17 protein-coding genes are annotated in these 22297 nt (G+C 62.4%); 5 read left to right on the top strand and 12 right to left on the bottom strand.

Annotation, left to right across the window (positions count from 1 at the left end; translation table 11 throughout):
- Positions 1-42 precede the first annotated feature (42 nt).
- The 7 genes from ACJA3S_RS05380 to ACJA3S_RS05410 form a co-directional block, all read right to left on the bottom strand.
- Positions 43-1173 carry a DUF6708 domain-containing protein gene (locus ACJA3S_RS05380; RefSeq protein WP_406821077.1) on the bottom strand — a complete coding sequence of 377 codons (1131 nt, stop codon included), beginning with the start codon at positions 1171-1173 and terminating at the stop codon, positions 43-45.
- The gene (locus ACJA3S_RS05385; protein WP_406821078.1) at positions 1173-3836 is read right to left on the bottom strand and encodes a T6SS effector BTH_I2691 family protein; all 2664 of its coding nucleotides are present in this window, start codon (positions 3834-3836) and stop codon (positions 1173-1175) included. Before ACJA3S_RS05385 ends, ACJA3S_RS05380 begins: the two co-directional genes overlap by 1 nt.
- Before the next feature lie 10 nt (positions 3837-3846).
- The gene (locus ACJA3S_RS05390; RefSeq protein ID WP_406822209.1) at positions 3847-4725 is read right to left on the bottom strand and encodes a DUF4123 domain-containing protein; all 879 of its coding nucleotides are present in this window, start codon (positions 4723-4725) and stop codon (positions 3847-3849) included.
- Positions 4725-6905: a type VI secretion system Vgr family protein gene (locus tag ACJA3S_RS05395; protein WP_406821079.1), complete on the bottom strand. Its 2181-nt coding sequence runs from the start codon at positions 6903-6905 to the stop codon at positions 4725-4727. Before ACJA3S_RS05395 ends, ACJA3S_RS05390 begins: the two co-directional genes overlap by 1 nt.
- Before the next feature lie 15 nt (positions 6906-6920).
- Positions 6921-7772, bottom strand: coding sequence for a type IVB secretion system protein IcmH/DotU (icmH, locus tag ACJA3S_RS05400; protein WP_406821080.1), 852 nt, complete (start codon positions 7770-7772; stop codon positions 6921-6923).
- Positions 7773-8043: 271 nt separating this feature from the next.
- On the bottom strand, positions 8044-8919 hold the full coding sequence (locus ACJA3S_RS05405) for a TIGR02285 family protein (RefSeq protein WP_406821081.1): 876 nt from the start codon (positions 8917-8919) through the stop codon (positions 8044-8046).
- 16 nt (positions 8920-8935) lie between these two features.
- Complete coding sequence (locus ACJA3S_RS05410; protein WP_406821082.1) at positions 8936-10135, bottom strand: CaiB/BaiF CoA transferase family protein; 1200 nt, start codon at positions 10133-10135, stop codon at positions 8936-8938.
- Between the two features lie 131 nt (positions 10136-10266).
- Here ACJA3S_RS05410 and ACJA3S_RS05415 point away from each other — a divergent pair, with 131 nt between their 5' ends.
- The 3 genes from ACJA3S_RS05415 to ACJA3S_RS05425 all read left to right on the top strand — a co-directional run bounded on the left by ACJA3S_RS05415 (position 10267) and on the right by ACJA3S_RS05425 (position 14038).
- Entirely contained in the window at positions 10267-10809 is a 543-nt protein-coding gene (locus ACJA3S_RS05415) for a YaeQ family protein (protein ID WP_170028531.1), read from the top strand.
- A gap of 8 nt (positions 10810-10817) precedes the next feature.
- Positions 10818-12527 (top strand): single-stranded-DNA-specific exonuclease RecJ, encoded by a 1710-nt coding sequence (recJ, locus tag ACJA3S_RS05420; protein WP_406821083.1) that lies wholly within the window; start codon positions 10818-10820, stop codon positions 12525-12527.
- Positions 12528-12931: 404 nt separating this feature from the next.
- Complete coding sequence (locus ACJA3S_RS05425; RefSeq protein WP_406821084.1) at positions 12932-14038, top strand: NADH:flavin oxidoreductase/NADH oxidase; 1107 nt, start codon at positions 12932-12934, stop codon at positions 14036-14038.
- Between the two features lie 113 nt (positions 14039-14151).
- On the opposite strand, the gene ACJA3S_RS05430 is transcribed toward ACJA3S_RS05425, so the two are convergent.
- From ACJA3S_RS05430 to ydcS, 5 genes are all read right to left on the bottom strand, one after another.
- Positions 14152-15576: a gamma-aminobutyraldehyde dehydrogenase gene (locus tag ACJA3S_RS05430; RefSeq protein ID WP_406821085.1), complete on the bottom strand. Its 1425-nt coding sequence runs from the start codon at positions 15574-15576 to the stop codon at positions 14152-14154.
- Positions 15577-15593: 17 nt separating this feature from the next.
- A complete protein-coding gene (locus ACJA3S_RS05435; protein ID WP_289134173.1) occupies positions 15594-16400 on the bottom strand; it encodes an ABC transporter permease in 807 nt (268 codons plus the stop codon).
- On the bottom strand, positions 16390-17301 hold the full coding sequence (locus ACJA3S_RS05440) for an ABC transporter permease (protein ID WP_406821086.1): 912 nt from the start codon (positions 17299-17301) through the stop codon (positions 16390-16392). The genes ACJA3S_RS05435 and ACJA3S_RS05440 overlap by 11 nt, the downstream gene beginning before the upstream one ends.
- 1 nt (position 17302) lies before the next feature.
- The gene (locus tag ACJA3S_RS05445) at positions 17303-18334 is read right to left on the bottom strand and encodes an ABC transporter ATP-binding protein (protein WP_406821087.1); all 1032 of its coding nucleotides are present in this window, start codon (positions 18332-18334) and stop codon (positions 17303-17305) included.
- Positions 18335-18483: 149 nt separating this feature from the next.
- Positions 18484-19635 carry a putative ABC transporter substrate-binding protein YdcS gene (gene ydcS / locus ACJA3S_RS05450; protein ID WP_406821088.1) on the bottom strand — a complete coding sequence of 384 codons (1152 nt, stop codon included), beginning with the start codon at positions 19633-19635 and terminating at the stop codon, positions 18484-18486.
- A gap of 216 nt (positions 19636-19851) precedes the next feature.
- On the opposite strand from ydcS, the gene ACJA3S_RS05455 reads away from it, so the two are divergent.
- The gene (locus ACJA3S_RS05455; protein WP_170028547.1) at positions 19852-20532 is read left to right on the top strand and encodes a tellurite resistance TerB family protein; all 681 of its coding nucleotides are present in this window, start codon (positions 19852-19854) and stop codon (positions 20530-20532) included.
- 139 nt (positions 20533-20671) lie between these two features.
- Complete coding sequence (locus ACJA3S_RS05460; protein WP_406821089.1) at positions 20672-22294, top strand: methyl-accepting chemotaxis protein; 1623 nt, start codon at positions 20672-20674, stop codon at positions 22292-22294.
- Positions 22295-22297: the final 3 nt, after the last annotated feature.

The following is a 22297-nucleotide window of genomic DNA, read 5'->3' on the forward strand; positions in this document are numbered from 1 at the left end:
CGTTCAGTTTGGGTAAACTCCTGATGCAAGGGGGGATGTGACTCAATCGATCTCCTTGGGCCTGGTACGTGGTTTGCGCGGCTTCTTTTCAGGCCGTTTGCCGGGTTTGAGCTGCCAACGATCGGCATTGGCGAGCAGGCGCTCCTGAATCGCTGGCGGGTAATCGGCAAGGGTTGTCACAGGCGGGACGGGTTTACCGGGCCTGCCGGCCTCGCGGATCACCTTTGGCCAACGTGGTCGCCAGCACAGCAGCAGGCTGAGCCAGTGGCCGGTACCAATGATGACGAAGGCGGGCCAGACCATGAGAAGCACGACTTTGAACAGCCAGCTGCTCTTGCGGAAGAAACGGCCTAGGCCCTCGAACTGGGCACTGAATGCCTGAATGGGCGAAGGTAACTGCGTGCTCAGGCGGGGGCGGGGGACGGCGTCCGGACCTTCTTCCATGTAGCGGCGGATGAACTCCCACTCGTCACGCAATTCGCTGCCGCCTTGGCCTTGCTTGCCGAGGAGGGCCATTTCCATATGCGGGAGGCCGGTATGGCTGGGATGCCAAACTAGCCCAAGTCTCATCCCCACGCTGAGTGAATCATCTTCTGGATATATCGCGGTGCTTCCGGTTGTTTTCCATGGAAATGTCACGATGCCGCCGCAACTTCTAGGCCGATGCAGATAGACTTGCTGGGTTTTTCGATTGAAACGAATGAGCAGATGACGGGTGGTAAGCATCTCTAGTCGTGTAAATTGCAGTCCGTATTTTAGATAAAAATAGATGATTGCGGCGTCCATTGTGAGCATCAGTATTGTTATTATAATATTAACCAAAGAAGTTGAGTGGGGGGAGAAAAGGTCAAGGTATAGGGAGCAGAGAGTTATTGTGAATCCAGTATATAAAATTGGGCCTAATCCACCCAATGTCATAATTGTAATTAGCCCGCGTTTTTCCTCTGAGCCTCCGCAGCGTACTTCTAGGAAGGTTTCATTGAAAGCGAAGACAGGCCCGTGTACGCGAGGTTTTTCACTGACTTGTTGAAAATGTAACTCTTCTGTCAAGTCGCCTTGATAAAAATCCTGCGTTGCGCGTCTCTCTGCTGGCGTCATCTCTTCTTCATGCGCATTTCGTGCGGCTTCCGACTCGATTGCCATTTGCCAGAAGCCCCATTCAATTAAATACATTATATGACCTCGCCGAAAGCTAAATGAAGATTATGTAACTCTTCATGTTCTTCAAAAAGTCGTGAAGTTTTTTGGATGCGGAAGCAGCTGCGTTTGCACCATTTTTCTAATGCATCGTCTTCAAGGAGATAAATGACGGCCGTCAGGATTAGACCAATCCAAAAAGCTCCGATTACCAAGCGTAAGAGTAAGAGTCGAGCCGAGCTAGTACCTAATTTTCGGGCGAGTGATCCTAGCGAAGTGGCTAGGTTTCTTCCATACTTGGTCCTGGCGTTATGAGATAGGTAGTCAAATAAAGGTTTTGCACTTGCTACAGCTGTTCCTGTTTCTGCTAGTCCAAGTACTATCGTTGCCACCCCTCGAGCACGATAGGCATTAGCCAGACTTTTGACTCGAGCATTCCCGTGTGCTTCATGAAAATACCGTTCAGCATCCACAAAGTCCCACCATGCCAAGACTAGCCCTCCTGTACCTGCCAGACCTGCAGCCCACAGCTTAAGCCTTCCTAAGGTTGTCGCCGCACCTTTCCCCGTTACGCTATTCGCACCATAACGAGTCACCACTTGATCTACATAACTGGCTCCAATTTCAAAGCCCGCCGCAGCCGTGGTCATGGCAGCCGCCATCAATTCAGTCTTAACCCTTGCATCGCTATCAGGCAGTTCCCGTGCCTTGAAGGCCATCAACATCCCTTCAATCAGGCAGACCACGCCAGCAGCGCGAACCTTATAGAAGTCGCTTTTTTTGCTGTCAGCCTGTATCAATCCTTCAGCCCAAGCCTGATCCAGATATCTCGATACCTGGCCAGCGCTTCGCTGTGGGCTTATGACCTCTCCGTTGCGAGCGGCTTCGCCCAGCCGGATGTCAAGCGCTGCTTCGTGGACCGAAGCAAACAGGGTCAGGCGCAAACCTTGGTGCAGGGCGCGATCCACGCTGTTCGGTGCAGCGGTACGCAGCACCTGACGCCCGAGCGCGACGTACCAGGCGTACAAGCCGATGCTGGCGGTGCTGTTTCCCTTTTGCAGTTCTTCGTACAGTGCGTTGATGCGATTGAAGGCATTGGCAGCAGCGTGCGCCCGTTTGGCAAGGCCTTCAGCCAGCGTGAAGCTGGTTTCTGACGACACAGGTGCTGCCTTCGCCGCCTCCAAAAGCGCTGCAAGCTCTTCTCGCAGGTCTTCCTGATTGTATGTAATGCCGCGTATCGCCAGGTTGGCCCGGTCCGCCACGTCACTGCGCCACCAGTGGTCCAGGACGGTCGAGCCCCATTCACTGAGTTCCATGCCAATCACACACTGGCCAGTCTGTTCGGCAAAGGCCAGGCCATTGATCAGGTCGGCATTGTCGTAACGGTCCAACGCCTGTAGCAGTCGCTCGCTGATTACCCAGCGGGCATGATCCTTGGCCCGATCTTCCGCAGCCTGCTGGGCCTGTTGCATGGCCTGTTCGAAGCTTTCGAGCTGATCGTGCATGGCCTGGCGGTCGACCAGGTGCCCGTATTTCTCGTCGAATTTCTTGCTGAACTCGCCGGCATCCTGACGGGCTTGAACCCTGGCACGGACGTCGCGCTCGAATTGCGCGAGATGCGGTTTCATCTGCTCGTCATGCGCGTCAGCCTGCTGATTGGCCCGTTCGGAAAAAGCGTAGATTTCTGGGTGAATGAACGGCTGGTTGCGAATGGTTTCGGCCATGACCTCGCGTTGGACGATTCGGTCTGCCACCATCTGCGGGTAGAGTTTTTCGATCTCCAGGAACGACTGCGCGACCAACAACCTGCGTTCGTTGTCCACGCCGGGCTCAACGGTGCGTTGCAGCCATTTCACCTTTACATCCTCGACCGCCGCGTTGCGCCAGGCGTTGAGCTCCTGGGTGATACCGATGGCGTCTTCGATGACGATGGCGGCGCCGCGGGGCTTGGTTTGATCGATGAGCGGCGCCAAGGCTTGACGGGACGCGTGTGGCGAGACGATCTGGTTGCTATTGAACGGCTGCAGGTTCAGCAGCGCTTGCAGCTGTGGATCGTCCTGGGCTTTGAAATCAGCGACCCAGCCAAGCTGGTCATGCTTGAGTACGTGAGGCTGTTGTGGCGCGTCGGAAGGCTGGATGAAGCGAGCGATATCGATGGCTGGCAAGCTGCTGCGGTACTCATCTTCAAGCAGGCGATAGTTGTCGAGCATGCGCGACGTGAGCGGGGAAGGGCTGAACAACGGTCGCAATTCCTCGAGGTCATCCAGGTCATAAAGGGTGATGGTCCAGCCAAAACCCCGCACGACTTCGTCCAGGTTGCCTGCGCTGGGCGCCGGTTCCCACGGGGCATCGGCACTGATGTACAGCAGCGAGCCGTTGGGCGCCACGCGGTACTGGCTGTGCCATTCATGGGCTGCTGCGCTGTGACGCTTGATCAGCAGGTAGAGAAAACCCTCGCGCAACGGGCGGATGGCATAACTGGAGTGGGTAAGTTCGCCGACCTCCTGGAACGGGTTGAGATAGCCTGGCAACTTGGGCAAGCGGGCGCGTTGCGCCGGGTTGCCACCGACGGCGGCGTAGCGCAGCGGCAGCAGCTCGAAGCGGCGGGTGCAGTCGGCGACGGGGCTGTTGCGCAGAGCAGGGCGATAGCCGCTGGTAACGCGCCTGCACAGTTCCAGGGTTTCGGTGAGCGAGTCCATGTGGTGTGCCTCAATCCTTTTTGTGCAAGCGTTGCTGCACGTTTTCCAGAAGGGGAGTCGACTGCTCCCGCGTAGCAGTGATAGCGTCCTGCCAAGCCGCTGATTGCCTGAGTTGTTCGCCCTCACGCGCCATCATGAGTACATAGCTGAGGAGGTCTTCCTCACGAGCCAAGCCCTGTTCGCGTGCCTGGTTCAGGTAAAACTGGATCAGGCCAAGCCGTGTACCGTGGCAATCGGCAGACAAGGTCGGGCACGATTGTTCATCCTTGAGCAACTCGGCCAGCTGATGGCTCAGCGGGTCACCCGCCAGTGCCGCCCAGCAGTCTTCAGTCAAAGTGATGGGCGTGGCTTGTATGCTTTGCGGTTGGTCGCCACCGCTGATTTGCAGCCACAACCGCTTGTCGGGGTGTGCTACGGGCACCCACCAGTGACAGACAGGGGCCAGCCACTCGCTGACGCCAGGTAAGTCGCGGTGGTTGTCGAACATTTGCAAGGCTGCTGCAGTGTGGTAACGCAGCAGGTAGGAATGCCCGTCTGCGCCCGTGACAATGTTGGCCTGGCTCAAGTGCTGGGCGAGTCGGACTGGGGGCAGCGCGCTGACGATCCAGCCACACACCGCACCCGGTGCGCCTTGTTCGAGCTGCCATTGGAAGTCGTACTGGGCCGACACATCGGAGCCGGGCCTTGAACCGAACAGCCAAGGGCCGGCTGTTCGCAGGTTGCTGAACTGGGCTTGTTGCAACAGGGGCCAACAGCGGCCTGAGTAATGCTGGGTCAGTGTTTGCCGTATTTCAGGTGACAGTTTGGCCATCTCTACCACGGCGCTCAGACGATAGCGGTCGGATGTGCGCAGTGCTTCTACCATTGCTCTGACAAATGGACTGGGCATCAGCTTGCTCCTTCCATGCGAACCAGGTTCTGGTCGTCCGCGATCGCTTTGAGCAAGCAACTGAGGCAAATGGGGTCGCCGGGTTCGGGTATGCCAGAGGTTGCAGTGGTGCGCTGGCTGCCTTCTGCCTGTTGGCTGACGGGCCCTTTGAAGGCCAGTGCCAGGCCATCCAGCGTAATACCTGCCCCATCGATGCGCAGCAGACCAGCCGGGCTCCTGATTGTCAGGCTCTCGCTGACCTCGATGTCATAGACCTTGGTGGTTTGCCGGATTGCCTCGCCGGTTTGCAGAGTGCTGTGACCGGCCACGACCTGCTCGTGGTGGCCACCGATTTCCACGGTGTGGTTGGCTTTGGTGATGTCCTGGCGATGGTTGCCGACCTGTTCGATGCGGTCCTGGCCAGTGATGATGGTATGGGTCCGGCCGATGGTCAGGCTGTCGTCGCTGCCGATTGCCTGTACCCGGTTCTGGCCAATACTGACGGCCTCATCCCGCGCAACTTCTTCCCGACGGTCCTGCCCGATCGAAATCGTCTCGTCCCGTGCGACACGTTCGAGGCGATCGTTACCGATTTGTGTGGTTTCGTCATGTTTGACGACGTTGTTCTGGTCCCTTTCTGCGTGGATGAAAACTTCCTGTCGACCCAGTTCGTCCTCGAAACGCAGCTCGTTGAAGCCTTTGCCCTTGTGGGTCTGGCTCTTGATGGTCATGCGCGTCTTGTGCTTGGGCAAGTCATAGGGCGGCAACTGATCGCCACAGTAGGTCCGCCCGATGATCAGCGGCTGGTCGGGGTCGGCGTTGACGTACTGGATGATCACGTCCTGGCCGATGCGCGGGATGGCCATCGAGCCCCAGCTGCCACCGGCCCAGCCTTGCGACACGCGCACCCAGCAGGAACTGAACTCGTTGTCCCGGCTCTCGCGGTCCCAAGGGAAGCTGACCTTGACCCGCCCCCATTCATCGCAATAGATCTCCTCGCCGGGCGGGCCGACAACGGTGGCCATGTGCGGGCCGTCGATACGCGGTTTGGCCAACGGTGCCGGGCGCCATTCACTTCTTCCCGGCACCAGCACCGCCGCCTGCTGGTAACGCGTGCCTTGCTCGTTGCCAGCAGCCTCCTCCTGCAGGCTGGTGAACTGAATGCCCTCGTGATGCACGCTGATGGTGCGCCAATGCCCATTGAGGTCCTCGCGAGGATGTTCGACCAGGGTGAAGCTCAACCCCGGTTGCAGGCGCACATCGTCACCCTCCACCTCGGCAAGGCGGGCGTCATGGCGCAGGGCCGTGAGGCGGGTGGCGGTGAAGGGGACACCGACCGCATCGCGCTTGTAGCGGCCTGGGTAGTCGAAACGCTCGTAGTCCAGCGACTGATGGGCGATGCCGCTGTCACTCGCGCGATGTTCCTGGCGGTACTGTGGGTTGGTGAAGGTGTAGTCCCGCTGCACCTGCTTTGCGGTACGCACCTGCTCGCTGTAGCGCAGGCTCCACAAGCAGGGTCGAGCCTGATCGCCACCGTTATTGGCACGGTAAAGCACCTGGTCGGTGCCGATGTTTCCCTCTTCATGGAAGCCTTCATCATCATCGTCGCGCTGGATGGCACCACGACTGAGCTGACCCAGCGCCAGCAGCCGATCGCTGATGACCAGCTGGTGATATTTCGGCGTGTGTTCGAAGCGGTAGACGAAACCCTCCTCGGCGGCCAGGCGGGCCATGAAGTCGAGGTCGGTTTCACCGGCCTGTACGCAGAATTCGCGCACCTGGTGCGCATCGATACTGCTGATTTCAAAACGGCTGATGCCCTGGCGCTGCAGCATCAGTTCGAGAATCTGCGGCACGCTCTTCTGCTGGAAGATGCGCCAGTTCGAACGCAGCCCGGCCCGCGCCAGCACGGGTTCGACCAGCGCGCGGTAACGGGTGCGGAAGTGGCCCGTCTCGCCCTGGCTGAAGCGGCTGACCAGGCCGTGCACGTAACGTAGCGGACGTTGCCCACGCCAAAGGGTGAACAGTGCCGGTTTGTCGAGCACCGCGCCGAAGTCGACGTCGCTGTCGAAACTGATCAGCTCCAGGCTCAGCTGGAACGGTGAGCTGAGCGCTTCGTCGAGTTCGAACGAAACCACTTCGAACTCAAGCCGGCTCGCCAGCGGCTGAAAGGTAAAGCGCAACTCGGATTGGCTAGGCATGCAGGTTACCCCCGGCTACGGCTGCAGGATGAGGCTATCGAGTGACTCCAGGACTTCGCTGGTGATCAGGCTCAGGCGATAGCTGTAGTAGCAGTAGGCGCACGCCATGGCGATGGCAGACACCACCAGCGGGCTCCACCAGGGCCAGGTCCAGCGCTGCCGGCGATAGGGACGATCGACAATGTTGGTGTAGGGGTCGCAAATGCTTTCGGGAGTGGGACCACGCAGTTCGCGAAGTACCTTGTGCATGCGTGAAATCAGCGCATTGATGATGTCATCGCCCTTGGGGTCGAGCGCGTACTTGCCCTTCAGGCCCAGGCAGAAACAGAAGTACAGGAACTCCAGCACATCCTGGAATTCCGCAGGCGACTGCATCATCCGCTCCAGCAGCACGAAGATTTTCTCGCCGCCGTGGGTTTCGTGGTGGAACACACTCAATAACGGTTCATGGCTCCAGCACGAATTGCAGCCCCAGGGGCGGCTCATTACCGCCTCGTCCAGGTACAGGCACAGCGCGTAGGAGTACGCTTCGAGATGCGCGGCGGGATAGCCGTGCTGCTGGATTTCCTCGCGGATGGCGCTGACCTGCGTTTGCAGGGTCTTGTGCACGTATTCGATGTTTGGCAGGTCATCCAGGGTGCGCAGGCGAATGACCAGGCCGAACAACGGGTTTGCCGCGTCGAGCATCAGGTTGTCGAAGCCGCCACGTAGCTGGAACTCGGGGTCGGCCGAGTAACCGGGTAGATCTGCTGGGTGTTGAGGACCGGCGCCAGTGCGAGGTAGCTGGCCATCTTTCAGATCCTCAAGCAGTATCGTCTTTTTCTTGGTGGGCACTGGTTGTTCAGTACCCTTGGACTCGTTGGACATCCTTAATCCTCGTCTCTTACCGGGGCGACTTCACGCAACGGCTGCGGACTTTCCAAGCAGTCGGACGCAAGCAATCTGCGGAACGCGAAGAGTAACGAGGAATCAATTCACATGGGAGATTGAAACTTTCTAACGCTTTGTAGGAATTTTCTTTTTGGCTATGTTTTTATTCTTTAACGCCAACTAAAAGAATACGAGTCACGTGTGGTTTTAGCTTAATCAAAGTTGGCAGTAAGTTGCCAAAGAAACATGCAGGAGACTTGCTCGGCGCTCACTGGTGTTGGAAAAAACCTTTGCTCTCTTCCAGGTAGCCGCCTTGCAACGCCGGGTCCAGCCAGCGCGCGTATTGCGCGGGCAACAGTGCCTGACGCAGAGGCGGTAGCAACTGGTCGATATGCGCAATGGCTGCACGCCCCAGCTCGGTGTCCGAGCACCCTACATGCAGAAACTGGTAGCGGGGCACTCCCTGCACCGGATAGAACCGATAGTCAGCCAGTGACCCGCCTTGCTGCTGGACCAGGTAGCGCACTTCGTGCCAATAGCCAAGCACCAGCTGCAAGCGCCCCAGTTGCTGCATCTGCAGCAGGTTGGCAGTGGCGTCGTTGCCGTAGTGGCGGCTGAGGGCGCTGTCGGGCAGTTGGCGCAGGATAGCGTCGATCTGCGTGCCGTAGCTGCGTTCGGCAACCACGCCCAGCTGCAGCGTGGTCTTGCTCAACAGGCCATGCAGGTCCACCTGCTGGCCATCGAGGTAGGGCGCCACCAGCGCCTGGCTGTCCTTGCGCAGCACCAGGCCGCCGCTGAGCACGCCCAGAGCAGGCATGGAAAAGCGTACATACCCGGCGCGCTCCGGTGTCCACAGCAAGGTCGGATCGCAGGTGAAGCTGTTGGGGTCTTGCAGCATCTGGATACCGCGGGCGCGGTTGACCCGCACGATGCTGTGGTCGTATTCGGGCATCTGGCCGATGAGCAGTGGCAACAGCTGGTCGATCACCCCCTGGCCTTTTTCCGGCCCTTCGAAAATGGTGAACGGGGGCAGGTCGCGCACCAGCCAGAACAGGCGCTCCTTGGCGCTGGCAGGTTGCCACAGCATGGCCGGCAGCAGCCCGCACAGCAGGACCAGGTGACGTAGGCGGCGGGCAGCACGCATGGGGGGCAGGGCCAGGTCAGACCGTGCCGGCTGCGCGCAGGCTGGCGATGGCGGCTGCGTCGTAGCCCAGGGCGCCAAGCAGTGCCTCGGTGTGTTCGCCCAGCGCCGGGCCAACCCACTCGGCCGAGCCGGGGGTATCCGACAGTTTGGGGACAATACCGGGCATGCGGAACGGCTTGCCGTCCGGCAGCCTGGCGTGCAGGAACATTTCCCGCGCCAGGTACTGCGGGTCGTTGAACATGTCTTCGGCCGAATAGATGCGGCTGGCCGGCACTTGGGCGGTGGTCAGCACCTGCATCAGTTGCTCCAGCGGCAGGCTGTTGGCCCAGCGGTCGATCACCCCGTACAGCTCGTCGCGGCGCAGGTCGCGGCCATCATTGGTGGCCAGGCTCGGGTCATCGGCCAGGTCGGTGCGGCCAATGGCCTGCATGAAACGCTTGAAGATGGCATCGCCATTGGCGCCGATCTGCACATGCTTGCCGTCGGCGCTGGTATGGATGGAGGAGGGCGTGATGCCCGGCATGATGTTGCCGGTACGTTCGCGGATGAAGCCGAACACATCGAATTCCGGGACCATGCTTTCCATCATGGCGAAGATCGCCTCGTACAGCGCCACATCCACCACCTGGCCGTCACCGCCGTTGACCTCTCGGTGGCGCAGGGCCATCAGCGCGCCGATCACGCCCCACAAGGCAGCAATCGAGTCCCCGATGGAAATACCGGTGCGCACCGGTGGGCGGTCGTCGAAACCGGTTATATAGCGCAGGCCGCCCATCGACTCGCCGACGGCGCCGAAGCCTGGCTGGTCCTTCATCGGCCCGGTCTGGCCAAAACCCGACAGGCGCACCATCACCAGGCGTGGGTTGAGGGCATGCAGCACGTCCCAGCCCAGGCCGAGTTTTTCCAGCACGCCCGGGCGGAAGTTCTCGATCAGGATGTCAGCCTCGGCCAGCAGCCGCTTGAGAATCTCGCGGCCCTCGGGGTGCTTGAGGTTGAGGGTGAGCGACTGCTTGTTGCGGGCCTGTACGAACCACCACAGCGAGGTGCCCTCGTACAACTTGCGCCATTTGCGCAGCGGGTCGCCGCCATCGGGCGATTCGACCTTGATCACCTCGGCGCCGAATTCGGCGCAGATGCGCGAGGCGAATGGCCCGGCGATCAGGGTGCCAAGTTCGATGACTTTGAGGCCGGCGAGGGGTTTGCTGGGCGTAAGCATGGGGCATCCGTGGCAACTGGGCAGAGCCGTGGTTTTATCATAGGTCGCAAGCGGCAGATACTGCCGCGGCGCAACCAAGGGCAGGATCGGTTAGACTGTGCGACTTTTCTTGCGCAAGAAGCCCGTCGACCATGGCCCAGCCGTCTACCACCTACAAATTCGAACTGAACCTGACCGACCTCGATCGTGGCGTATACGAGAACGTCCGCCAGACCATCGCCCGCCACCCTTCGGAAACCGAAGAGCGCATGGCCGTGCGCCTGCTGGCCTATGCGTTGTGGTACAACGAGAATCTGGCCTTCGGCCGCGGCCTGTCCGACGTCGACGAAGCAGCCCTGTGGGAAAAGAGCCTGGACGATCGCATCCTGCACTGGATCGAAGTGGGCCAGCCGGATGCCGAGCGCCTGACCTGGTGCTCGCGCCGCACCGAGCGTACCAGCCTGCTGGCCTACGGCAGCCTGCGGGTGTGGCAGAACAAGGTGGTGGACGCGGTCAAGGGCTTGAAGAACCTGAGCATCGCCGCCGTTCCGCAGGAGGTGTTGGCCACCCTCGCTACCGACATGCCGCGCACCATCAAGTGGGACGTGATGATCAGCGAGGGCACGGTGTTCGTCACCGATGACCGCGGCCAGCACGAAGTGCAGCTGGAGTGGCTGCTGGGTGAGCGTGGCTGAAGCACTCCATGCGTATCGAACCTCGCCCGCTGCCGCCGAGCCTGCCATTTCTCGGTAACCTGCCACCCTTGCTGACCCGCCTGTACGCCGCCCGTGGTGTGCAGAGCGAGGCCGAACTGGACAAAAGCCTGGCGCGCCTGCTGCCGTTCCAGCAGCTCAAGGGTATCGAAGCCGGTGTCGACCTGCTGGTCGAGGCCATCGACCAGCGCCAGCGCATCCTGATCGTTGGCGACTTCGATGCCGATGGCGCCACCGCCAGTACGGTCGGCGTGCTGGGCCTGCGCCTGCTGGGCGCGGCGCATGTCGATTACCTGGTACCCAACCGCTTCGAGTATGGCTACGGGCTGACCCCGGAAATCGTCGCGGTGGCGCTGCAACGCCAGCCGCAACTGCTGATTACCGTGGACAACGGCATTTCCAGTGTCGACGGAGTAGCGGCGGCCAAGGCGGCGGGGCTCAAGGTGCTGGTCACCGACCACCACCTGCCGGGCGAGCAATTGCCGGCGGCCGACGCCATCATCAATCCCAACCAGCCGGGCTGCAGCTTCCCGAGCAAGGCGCTGGCCGGGGTCGGGGTGATCTTCTATGTGCTGATGGCCCTGCGTGCACGCCTGCGCAGCCTTGGGCGCTACGAGACGCAGCCACAGCCGAACATCGGCGAACTGCTCGACCTGGTCGCCCTGGGCAGCGTCGCCGACGTGGTACCGCTGGACGCCAACAACCGCATCCTGGTGCACCAGGGCCTCGAGCGTATCCGCGCCGGCCGTGCCCGCCCGGGGCTCAAGGCCATTCTCGAAGTGGCCCGCCGCGACCACCGGCGTATCACCTCGACCGACCTCGGCTTCATCCTCGGCCCACGGCTCAACGCTGCCGGGCGCCTCGACGACATGAGCCTGGGCATCGAATGCCTGCTGTGCGAGGACGCCGCCTTGGCCAAGGACATGGCCCAGCAGCTGGACGACCTGAACCAGGACCGCAAGTCCATCGAGCAGGGTATGCAGCGCGAGGCCCTGGCCCAGCTCAAGGACCTGCCGGTCGAGTCGATGCCCTACGGTTTGTGCCTGTTCGATGCGGACTGGCACCAGGGGGTGATCGGTATCCTGGCCTCGCGCCTGAAGGAACGTTATCACCGCCCGACCATTGCCTTCGCCGATGCCGGTGAAGGCATGCTCAAGGGCTCGGCGCGTTCGGTGCCGGGCTTCCATATTCGTGATGCGCTGGATGCCGTGGCCGCGCGCCATCCGCAATTGATCAGCAAGTTCGGCGGCCACGCCATGGCCGCCGGGTTGTCGCTGCCCGAGGCTAATTTCCCGGCATTTGCCCAGGCGTTCGACGAAGAAGTGCGGCGTCACCTGGCTGAAGACGACCTGACCGGCCGCCTGTTGTCGGACGGCAGCCTGGCGGTGGAGGAATTTCACCTCGACCTGGCCAAGGCCCTGCGCCATGCCGGCCCCTGGGGCCAGCATTTCCCCGAGCCGCTGTTCCATGGCGTGTTCCAGCTGGTGGAGCAGCGCGTGGTGGGCGAACGGCACCTGAAGGTGGTGCTCAAGAGCGAGTGCGGCTCGGTGCGGCTGGATGGCATCGCCTTTGGTATCGACCGCGAAGTGTGGCCGAACCCGACGGTGCGTTGGGTGGAGCTGGCTTACAAGCTGGACGTGAACGAGTTTCGTGGGAATGAGAGTGTGCAGTTGATGATTGCCCACATGGAGCCGCGCTGAGTCTGTCGCAGGTGCCCGCCTCGGTTTTTGTGGTGGGGCACAAATCGAGCGCCGCCCGCGCGGCGCATCGCGGATAAATCCGCTCCTACAGTTTGTTTCGGGCCAGTCACTGCTGTGAGGTCACCGCGGTTCGCCTTGTTTGTTCCCTTTGATATCGAGGTTATTGGCGGCACAGGAGAGATTGGCCCTGGACAAACTGTAGGAGCGGATTTATCCGCGATGCGCCGCGCGGGCGGCGCTCGATCTCACAGGCGCTGCAAACCTTTCGGCAAACACCTCGCCATCCCACTGAACCTTCCCCCCCACCAATCTGGTCTAGTCTGATTAATGACCGGCACCGGGCCAGGGACGTGCACTTGAGTGTCCGGGCCGGATCACCATTGGAGTCCTTGGGAGGTGCCCTCATGAGCCTGCTGCTCGAGCCTTACACCCTGCGTCAGCTGACCCTGCCCAACCGCATCGCCGTTTCGCCGATGTGCCAGTATTCCGCTGTCGATGGCCTGGCCAACGATTGGCACCTTGTTCATCTTGGCAGCCGCGCCGTGGGTGGCGCGGGCCTGGTCATCACCGAAGCGGTGGCGGTAACCGCCGATGGCCGTATCACCGCCGAAGACCTCGGCCTGTGGGACGATGCACAGATCGCCCCGTTGCAGCGCATCACCCGCTTCATCACGGCCCAGGGCGTGGTGCCCGGCATCCAGCTGGCCCATGCCGGGCGCAAGGCCAGTACCTATCGGCCATGGCTGGGCAAGCAAGGCAGCGTCAAGCCGGAAGAGGGTGGCTGGCAGCCGGTGGGGCCTTCGAGGATCGCCTTCGACCCGCAGCACACCACGCCTCGCGAGTTGAACCAGGACGAAATCCAGGGGCTGATCGAAGCTTTCGTCGCCTCGACCGAACGTGCCCTGAAAGCCGGATTCAAGGTCGTGGAAATCCACGCCGCGCATGGCTACCTGCTGCATCAGTTCCTGTCACCACTGAGCAACCAGCGCCGTGACGAGTACGGCAGCTGCTTCGAAAACCGCATCCGCCTGACCTTGCAGGTGGTCGAGGCCGTGCGCAAGGTGTGGCCGGCCGAGCTGCCGCTGTTCGTGCGGGTGTCGGCGACCGATTGGGTCGAGGATGGCTGGAACCCGGATGAAACCGTCGAACTGGCGCGCCGTCTGCGTGGCCTGGGTGTCGACCTGATCGACGTGTCCTCCGGCGGCACCTCGGTCAATGCCGAGATCCCTACCGGCCCCGGCTACCAGACCCGTTTCGCCGAGCGTGTGCGCAAGGAGTCGGAAATCGCCACCGGCACCGTGGGCATGATCACCGAACCGGCCCAGGCCGAGCACATTCTGCGCACTGGCCAGGCCGATATCATCTTCCTTGCCCGCGAACTGCTGCGCGACCCGTACTGGCCGTTGCATGCCGATGATGACCTGGGCGGCAACAAGGCCACCTGGCCCGCGCAATATCAGCGCGCGACCAGCCGGGCCAACCCGATTCACGAGTCGGATTTACGGGATTAGCATCGTCGGAGTGTGGTGGGCGGAAATAATCGGTAGGGCTGATATCGAGCGCCGCCCGCGCGGCGCTCGATCTCGCAGGCGCCAAGAATCCAGCGACCTACCCCAAACTTCCCTCAATGCTTGATCATCACATGCCGCACGCAGGTGTAGTCTTCCAGCCCATACATCGACATGTCCTTGCCATACCCCGAATGCTTCTGCCCGCCATGGGGCATTTCGCTGACGAGCATGAAGTGGGTGTTCACCCAGGTGCAGCCATACTGCAGGCGCGCCGCCAGGCGGTGGGCGCGGCCGGTGTCGCGGGTCCATACCGATGAGGCCAGGCCGTAGTCGGAGTCGTTGGCCCATTCCAGCGCCTGCGCTTCGTCGCTGAAGCGGGTGACCGAGACCACCGGGCCGAACACTTCGTTACGCACGATCTCGTCGTCCTGCAGGGCATCGGCCAACACCGTCGGCGCGAAGAAGAAACCGTCACCCTCGATCGCCTTGCCGCCGGTCACCAGGCGAATATGCGGCTGGGCGATGGCGCGCTGTACCAGGCCAGCGACCTTGTCGCGGTGCTGGGCGCTGATCAGTGGCCCCAGCTCGGTGTCTTCGGCTTCCTGCAGGCCGGGCTTGAGGCTGGCCACCGCTTCACCCAGGCGTTCGACGAAGCGCTCGTAGATGCCGTCCTGCACATACAACCGGCACGCGGCGGTGCAGTCCTGGCCGGCGTTGTAGAAGCCGAAGGTGCGGATGCCGTCGATGGCCGCGTCGAGGTCGGCATCGTCGAACACCAGCACCGGCGCCTTGCCGCCCAGTTCCATGTGCATGCGTTTCACGCTGTCGGCGGTGGCGCTGATGATGCGCGCGCCGGTGGGAATCGAGCCGGTCAGCGATACCATGCGCACCTTGGGGTGGGTGACCAACGGGGTGCCGACGGTCTGGCCGCGGCCGAAGAGGATGTTCAACACCCCCGGCGGCAACAGGTCCCGGGCCAGTTCGCCCAGGCGCAGCGCGGTCAGCGGGGTCATCTCGGAGGGCTTGATCACTACCGTGTTGCCCGCGGCCAGGGCCGGGGCGATCTTCCATGCCAGCATCATCAACGGGTAGTTCCACGGCGCGATCGAGGCGACCACGCCCAGTGGGTCACGGCGGATCATCGAGGTGTGCCCCGGCAGGTATTCGCCAGCTGCCGAACCGCCCAGGCAACGCGCGGCACCGGCGAAATAGCGGAACACATCGGCGATTGCCGGGATCTCGTCGTTCAGCGCCGCGCTCAACGGCTTGCCGCAGTTCTGCGATTCCAGCCGGGCCAGTTCATCGCCATGCGCTTCGATCGCGTCGGCCAGCGCCAGCAACGCCTGCGAACGCTCCTTGGGGCTGGTTTGCGACCAGCTGTCAAAGGCCTGGTCGGCGGCGCGTACGGCGCTGTCCACCTGCGCCTCGGTGGCTTCGTTGATCTGCGCCAGGGCGCTGCCCAGCGCCGGGTTGAGTACGGTCCAGGCCGGGCCTTCGCCAGCCACCAGCTGGCCATTGATCAGCATCTGCGTTTGCATCGGGGACTCCTCCAGGGTCATTTGCCGCTGCCCGCGACGCTTTCGCCGCCACGGGTCAGGTAATAGGCGCCAAGGATTGGCAGCATGGTCACCAGCATCACCAGCATGGCGACCACGTTGGTCACCGGCACGTCACGCGGGCGGCTGAGCTGGTTGAGCAGCCAGATCGGCAGGGTGCGTTCGTGGCCGGCGGTAAAGGTGGTGACGATGATCTCGTCGAACGACAGGGCAAAGGCCAGCATGCCGCCGGCCAACAGCGCCGAGCCGAGGTTGGGCAGGATGATGTAGCGGAAGGTCTGCCAACCATCGGCGCCCAGGTCCATCGAGGCTTCGATCAGGCTCTGCGAAGTGCGCCGCAGGCGGGCGATGACGTTGTTGTAGACGATCACCACGCAAAAGGTGGCGTGGCCGACCACGATGGTGAATACCCCGGGTTCCATGCCCAGGCTCTTGAACGCCGAGAGCAGGGCGATACCGGTGATGATGCCGGGCAGGGCGATGGGCAGGATCAGCAGCAGCGAAATGCTCTCCTTGCCGAAAAAGCTGCGCCGATACAGCGCCGCCGAGGCCAACGTGCCCAGCACCAGGGCGATCAGCGTGGCCAGGCAGGCCACCTGCAGCGACAGCTGGATCGCCTCCAGCACATCGGGGCGGGCGAACGCCACGGCGAACCACTTCAGGGTAAAGCCCTTGGGCGGAAAGCTGAACGCCGCATCCTCGGTGTTGAAGGCATAGAGGAAGATGATCAGGATCGGAAAGTGCAGGAACAGCAGGCCGCCCCAGGCGGCCAGGCGCAGCCCGATCGAAGCTTTTTCAGAGTGCATCGAAGGCTCCCAGGCGCTTGACCAAGGACAGGTATACCGCGATCAGCACGATCGGCACCAGGGTGAAGGCGGCGGCCATTGGCATGTTGCCGATCGCCCCTTGCTGGGCATAGACCATGCTGCCGATGAAATAGCCAGGCGGGCCGACCAGCTGCGGCACGATGAAGTCGCCCAGGGTCAGCGAAAAGGTGAAGATCGAGCCGGCAGCAATGCCCGGGATCGACAGCGGCAGGATCACCTGCACGAAGGTTTGCCGAGGCCGCGCGCCGAGGTCTGCCGAGGCCTGCAGCAGGGAAGGTGGCAAGCGTTCCAGCGAGGCCTGGATGGGCAGGATCATGAATGGCAGCCAGATATAGACGAACACCATGAAGCGCCCCAGGTGTGATGTCGACAGGGTACTGCCACCCACCCCCGGCATCGCCAGCACGGTTTGCAACAGGGCATCCAGGTGCAGCTGCTGGACGAACCACTGGGCCACGCCACCCTTGGCCAGCAGCAGGGTCCAGGCGTAGGTCTTGACGATGTAGCTGGCCCACATCGGCATCATTACCGCGATGTAGAAAAATGCCTTGGTCTTGCCGCTGGTGTAGCGCGCCATGTAATAGGCGATGGGGAAGGCCAGCACCGCGCTGGCCAGCGACACCGCCAGCGCCATGCCCAGGGTGCGCAGGATGATGTCGAAGTTCGACGGGTTGAACAGCGCGGCGAAATTGCCCAGGGTCAGCTCCGGGCTCACCGCCATGGTGAAGTCGTCGAAGGTATAGAAACCCTGCCACAGCAGGTTGAGCAGCGAGCCCAGGTAGATCGCGCCGAACCAGGTCAGTGGCGGCACCAGCAGCAACGCCAGGTACAGGTTGGGGCGCCGGTACAGCAGGTTGGACAGCTCGCGTAGCGTACCCATGTCAGCGGCTCCCGCTTTCCTGCAGCACGGTCATGGCTTGCCGTGGCCAGTGCGCCTGTAGCCGTTGCCCGGGTTGCCAGGCCTGTGCCTGCACCTGCCAGCGGTCATTGGCCTGGCTGACCGCCAACAGCTGGCCACTGTCGAGCTGCAGTTCGTAACGGGTGGCGCTGCCCTGGTACTGGATATCGCGCAGCACGCCACTGACCTGCACCGCCTGCTCGCCTGCAACCGGGTCACCCAGGCGGATGTGCTCGGGGCGGATGGAGAACGGCGCCGGGCTGCCGTTGAGCGCCATCGCCAGTTCGCCGCGCAGCACATTGGAGGAACCGACGAATTCGGCAACGAAGGGCGTGGCCGGTTGCATGTAAAGGTTGCGCGGTGTGTCGACCTGCTCGATACGGCCGCGGTTGAATACCGCCACCCGGTCGGACATCGACAGTGCCTCGGTCTGGTCGTGGGTGACGAAGATGAAGGTGATACCCAGCTGGCGCTGCAGCTTTTTCAGTTCGCCCTGCATCTGCTCGCGCAGTTTCAGGTCCAGCGCACCCAGTGGTTCGTCCAGCAGCAACACCCGTGGCCGGTTGACCAGCGCGCGGGCCAGGGCCACGCGCTGGCGTTGCCCGCCGGACAGTTGTGCCGGCTTGCGTGCGCCGTAGCCGGCCAGGGCTACCATCGCCAGCGCTTCTTCGGCGCGAGCGTGGCGTTCGGCCTTGGCCATGCCTTTCACCTTCAGGCCGTAGGCGACGTTGTCCAGTACGTCCATGTGCGGGAACAGTGCGTAGTCCTGGAACACCGTGTTGACATCACGCAGGTACGGCGGCACGCCAGCGGCCTCGACGCCATGGATGCGGATCGAGCCGCTGCTGGGTTGCTCGAAGCCGGCGATCAGGCGCAGGCAGGTGGTCTTGCCCGAGCCAGATGGGCCAAGCATGGAGAAGAACTCGCCATCGAGGATGTCGATGCTGACCTGGTCGACGGCGGTGACCTCGCCGAAAGTACGGGAAACCTGGGTGAACTGGACGGCTAGGGGCATGCGTGGGCTCCAGGCATCAAAGTTTCTCCTGTGCCGGCCTCTTCGCGGGCACGCCCGCTCCCACAGGTATTACACAGCCTTCAAGGCCGGTGCCCTACCTGGGGGAGCGGGCATGCCCGCGAAGAGGTCGGCCCTGGCATTAGGCAACCTCAGCGCCCACCCATGATCGCAATGTAATCCTGGGTCCAGCGGCTGTAAGGCACGAACTTGCCGCCCTGGGCCTGCGGGGTTTTCCAGAAGGCGATCTTGTCGAAGTTGTCGAAGCCGTTGGTCTTGCAGCCATCCGCCCCCAGCAGTTCGTTGCCACTGCAGGCGGCTGGTACCGCCGGCAACGAGCCGAACCAGGCCGCCACGTCACCCTGCACCTTCGGTTGCAGCGACCAGTCCATCCACTTGTAGGCACAATTGGGGTGCTTGGCCTCGCTGTGCAGCATGGTGGTATCCGCCCAGCCGGTCGCCCCTTCCTTGGGAATGGTCGAAGCCACTGGCTGTTTCTCGGCCTTCAGGCCATTGACCATGTAGCCCCAGGAGCTGGTCGCGACCACGCCTTCGTTCTTCACATCGCTCATCTGCACCGTTGCGTCATGCCAGTAGCGGTGTACTAACGGTTGCTGCTGGCGCAGCAGCTCGAGCACGGCCTTGTACTGGGCTTCGTTCAGTTCGTACGGGTCGTGGATGCCCAGCTCCGGCTTGGCGGTTTTCAGGTACAGCGCCGCATCGGCGATGTAGATCGGCCCGTCGTAGGCCTGCACGCGCCCCTTGTTCGGCTTGCCGTCGGGCAGGTTCTGCGGCTCGAACAGCACCCCCCAGCTGGTGGGCGCCTGCTTGAACACCTCGGTGTTGTACAGCAGCACGTTCGGCCCCCACTGGTACGGGGTGCCGTAGACCTGCTTGTCGACCACGTACCAGCCACCGTTCTGCAAGCGCGGGTCGATCTGCTTCCAATTGGGGATCAACGCGGTATTGATCGGCTGTACCCGCTTGCCTGCGATCAGCCGGAGCGAGGCATCACCGGAAGCGGTGACCAGGTCATAGCCGCCCTTGGTCATCAGGCTGACCATCTCGTCCGACGTAGCGGCGGTCTTGACGCTGACCTTGCAGCCGGTTTCCTTCTCGAAACCGCTGACCCAGTCGTAGGCCTTGTCGCTTTCACCGCGCTCGATGTAGCCCGGCCAGGCGACGATGTCCAGGCGCCCTTCGCCAGGGCCCAGGGCCTTGGGCGGTTCGGCAGCCTGCAGGCTGGCGCTGGCGAGCACGGCACCGGTGATGGCGCCGAGCAATGCGGTCTTGTGCACTGACATGGTGTTCCCTCTTCTTGGAGATCTTGTTCGGGGCAGTCATCAAGCAAGCCGTGAAGCATTTGTTATAAGCGTAGTGCGCGTGCGCGGGGTATTGGCGATATCGAGTCTAGTTGGCTTTTTGCCAGCCAATGCAACATCCGGAAGCAAATCCACGGTGGCGTACGTTTGCCCAAGCCTTACTCTGGCGTATGAATTTTCTTGCGTGGAGAGCCGCGAATGAACACCCGCAACCTGCTCGATCAGCTCCTCAAGTCCGGCCAGCAACTGCTCGACAAGCAGGGCGCTACCGCTAAGCCCGGCAGCGCTGCCGGTGGGCTTGGCGGGCTGTTGTCCGGTGCCGGTGGTGGCTTGTTGGGCGGCGGCGCCCTGGGGCTGTTGCTGGGCAGCAAGAAGGCCCGCAAGTACGGCGGCAAGGCGCTGACCTATGGTGGCCTGGCCGCGCTGGGCGTGCTGGCCTACAAAGCCTATGGCAACTGGCAGGCCAACCAGCGGCTGGCCGCCAGCGAGCCCCGTACCGTCGACCGCCTGCCGCCGGCCCAGGCCGAACAGCACAGCCAGGCCGTGCTGCGGGCGCTGGTGGCGGCGGCCAAGTCCGATGGCCATATCGACGAGCGTGAGCGGGCCCTGATCGAGGGCGAGTTCAGCCGCCTGGACAGCGACCGCGAACTGCAGCACTGGCTGCACGATGAATTGAACAAGCCGCTGGACCCGGCCGAAGTGGCCCGAGCCGCGCAAACGCCGGAAATGGCGGCCGAGATGTACCTGGCCAGCGTGATGATGGTCGACCAGGAAAACTTCATGGAGCGCGCCTACCTGGACGAGCTGGCCCGCCAGCTGCGCCTGGACCCGGGCCTGCGTCAGGAACTGGAAAGCCAGGCAAGGCTTGCAGCAGGCTGATATCGAGCGGATGGGGCTGCATGCACGCCCCGCCAACGGCCTGTCTACCGCAGCCTTCCATTCAGCCGCAAAAGCGTCGGACGCCTGAGCTATACTTCGGCGATTTTTCCCGCTCGTTGCGAATTCCTGAGGGCTGAATGTGAAGAACTGGACCTTGCGCCAACGGATCCTGGCAAGTTTCGCCGTGATCATCGCCATCATGCTGCTGATGATCGTGGCCGCCTACTCGCGGTTGGTGGCCATCGAAACCGCCGAAGAGGCGGTGGGCAGCGACAGCATTCCAGGGGTTTACTACAGCTCGATGATCCGCAGCGCCTGGGTCGACAGCTATGTCACCAGCCAGCAACTGGTGGGCCTCTCCAACCACCGCGAGATCACCTCGGCCGACATGGAGCTGTTCAAAGGTTTCGAGCAACGTCTGAAGCAGCACATGGCGAGTTACCAGGCCACGATCCGGGCCAAGGACGACCAGACTCGCTTCGATTCCTTCGTGCAGCTCGAAGAAAACTACATGAAGATCGTCGGCCAGGTGCTGGACGCCTACCGCCAGCATGACTATGACGGTGCCCAGCGGCTGATCAACGAGGTGCTCACCCCGACCTGGGTGGATGGGCGCGAGCATCTGACCGAGGTCATCGAGGATAATCGGGCTTCCGCCGATGCTGCCACCAACGACATCGTCAACGCCGTGAGCACGGCCAAGGGCAGCATGGTGGTTTCGCTGTTGCTGGCCATCATCGCCGCGGGCGTGTGCGGCTTGCTGCTGATGCGTGCCATCTCGGCGCCCATGCAGCGTATTGTGCATGCCCTGGACAAGCTGCGCTCAGGCGACCTGAGCATGCGCCTGAGCCTGGAGCGCAAGGACGAATTCGGCGCCATCGAAAGCGGCTTCAACGAAATGGCCGAGGCCCTGGCCAACCTGGTGGCACAGGCGCAGCGCTCGTCGGTACAGGTGACCACTTCGGTGACCGAAATTGCCGCCACCTCCAAGCAACAACAGGCCACTGCCACCGAAACGGCCGCCACCACCACCGAAATCGGTGCCACTTCGCGGGAAATCGCCGCCACCTCGCGTGACCTGGTGCGCACCATGACCGAGGTGACTTCGGCGGCCGACCAGGCCTCCAGCCTGGCCGGTTCCGGTCAGCAGGGCCTGGCGCGGATGGAAGAAACCATGCACCAGGTAATGGGCGCCGCCGACCTGGTCAACGCCAAGCTGGCCATCCTCAACGAAAAGGCCAGCAACATCACCCAGATGGTGGTGACCATCGTCAAGGTCGCCGACCAGACCAACCTGCTGTCGCTGAACGCGGCCATCGAGGCGGAAAAGGCCGGTGAATACGGCCGTGGCTTCGCCGTGGTTGCCACCGAGGTGCGCCGCCTGGCCGACCAGACCGCCGTGGCCACCTACGACATCGAGCAGATGGTGCGCGAGATCCAGTCGGCCGTGTCGGCCGGGGTCATGGGCATGGACAAGTTCTCCGAAGAAGTGCGCCGCGGCATGTTCGAGGTGCAGCAGGTGGGCGAGCAGCTGAGCCAGATCATCCACCAGGTGCAGGCCCTGGCGCCGCGCGTGCTGATGGTCAACGAAGGCATGCAGGCCCAGGCCACCGGTGCCGAGCAGATCAACCAGGCGTTGGCCCAGCTCAGCGATGCCAGCACCCAGACGGTCGAGTCGCTGCGCCAGGCCAGTTTCGCCATCGATGAGCTGAGCCAGGTGGCCGCTGGCCTGCGTGGCGGCGTGTCGCGCTTCAAAGTCTGACGG

The organism is Pseudomonas sp. KnCO4, assembly GCF_045344305.1.
GTDB classification, from domain to species: domain Bacteria; phylum Pseudomonadota; class Gammaproteobacteria; order Pseudomonadales; family Pseudomonadaceae; genus Aquipseudomonas; species Aquipseudomonas anuradhapurensis.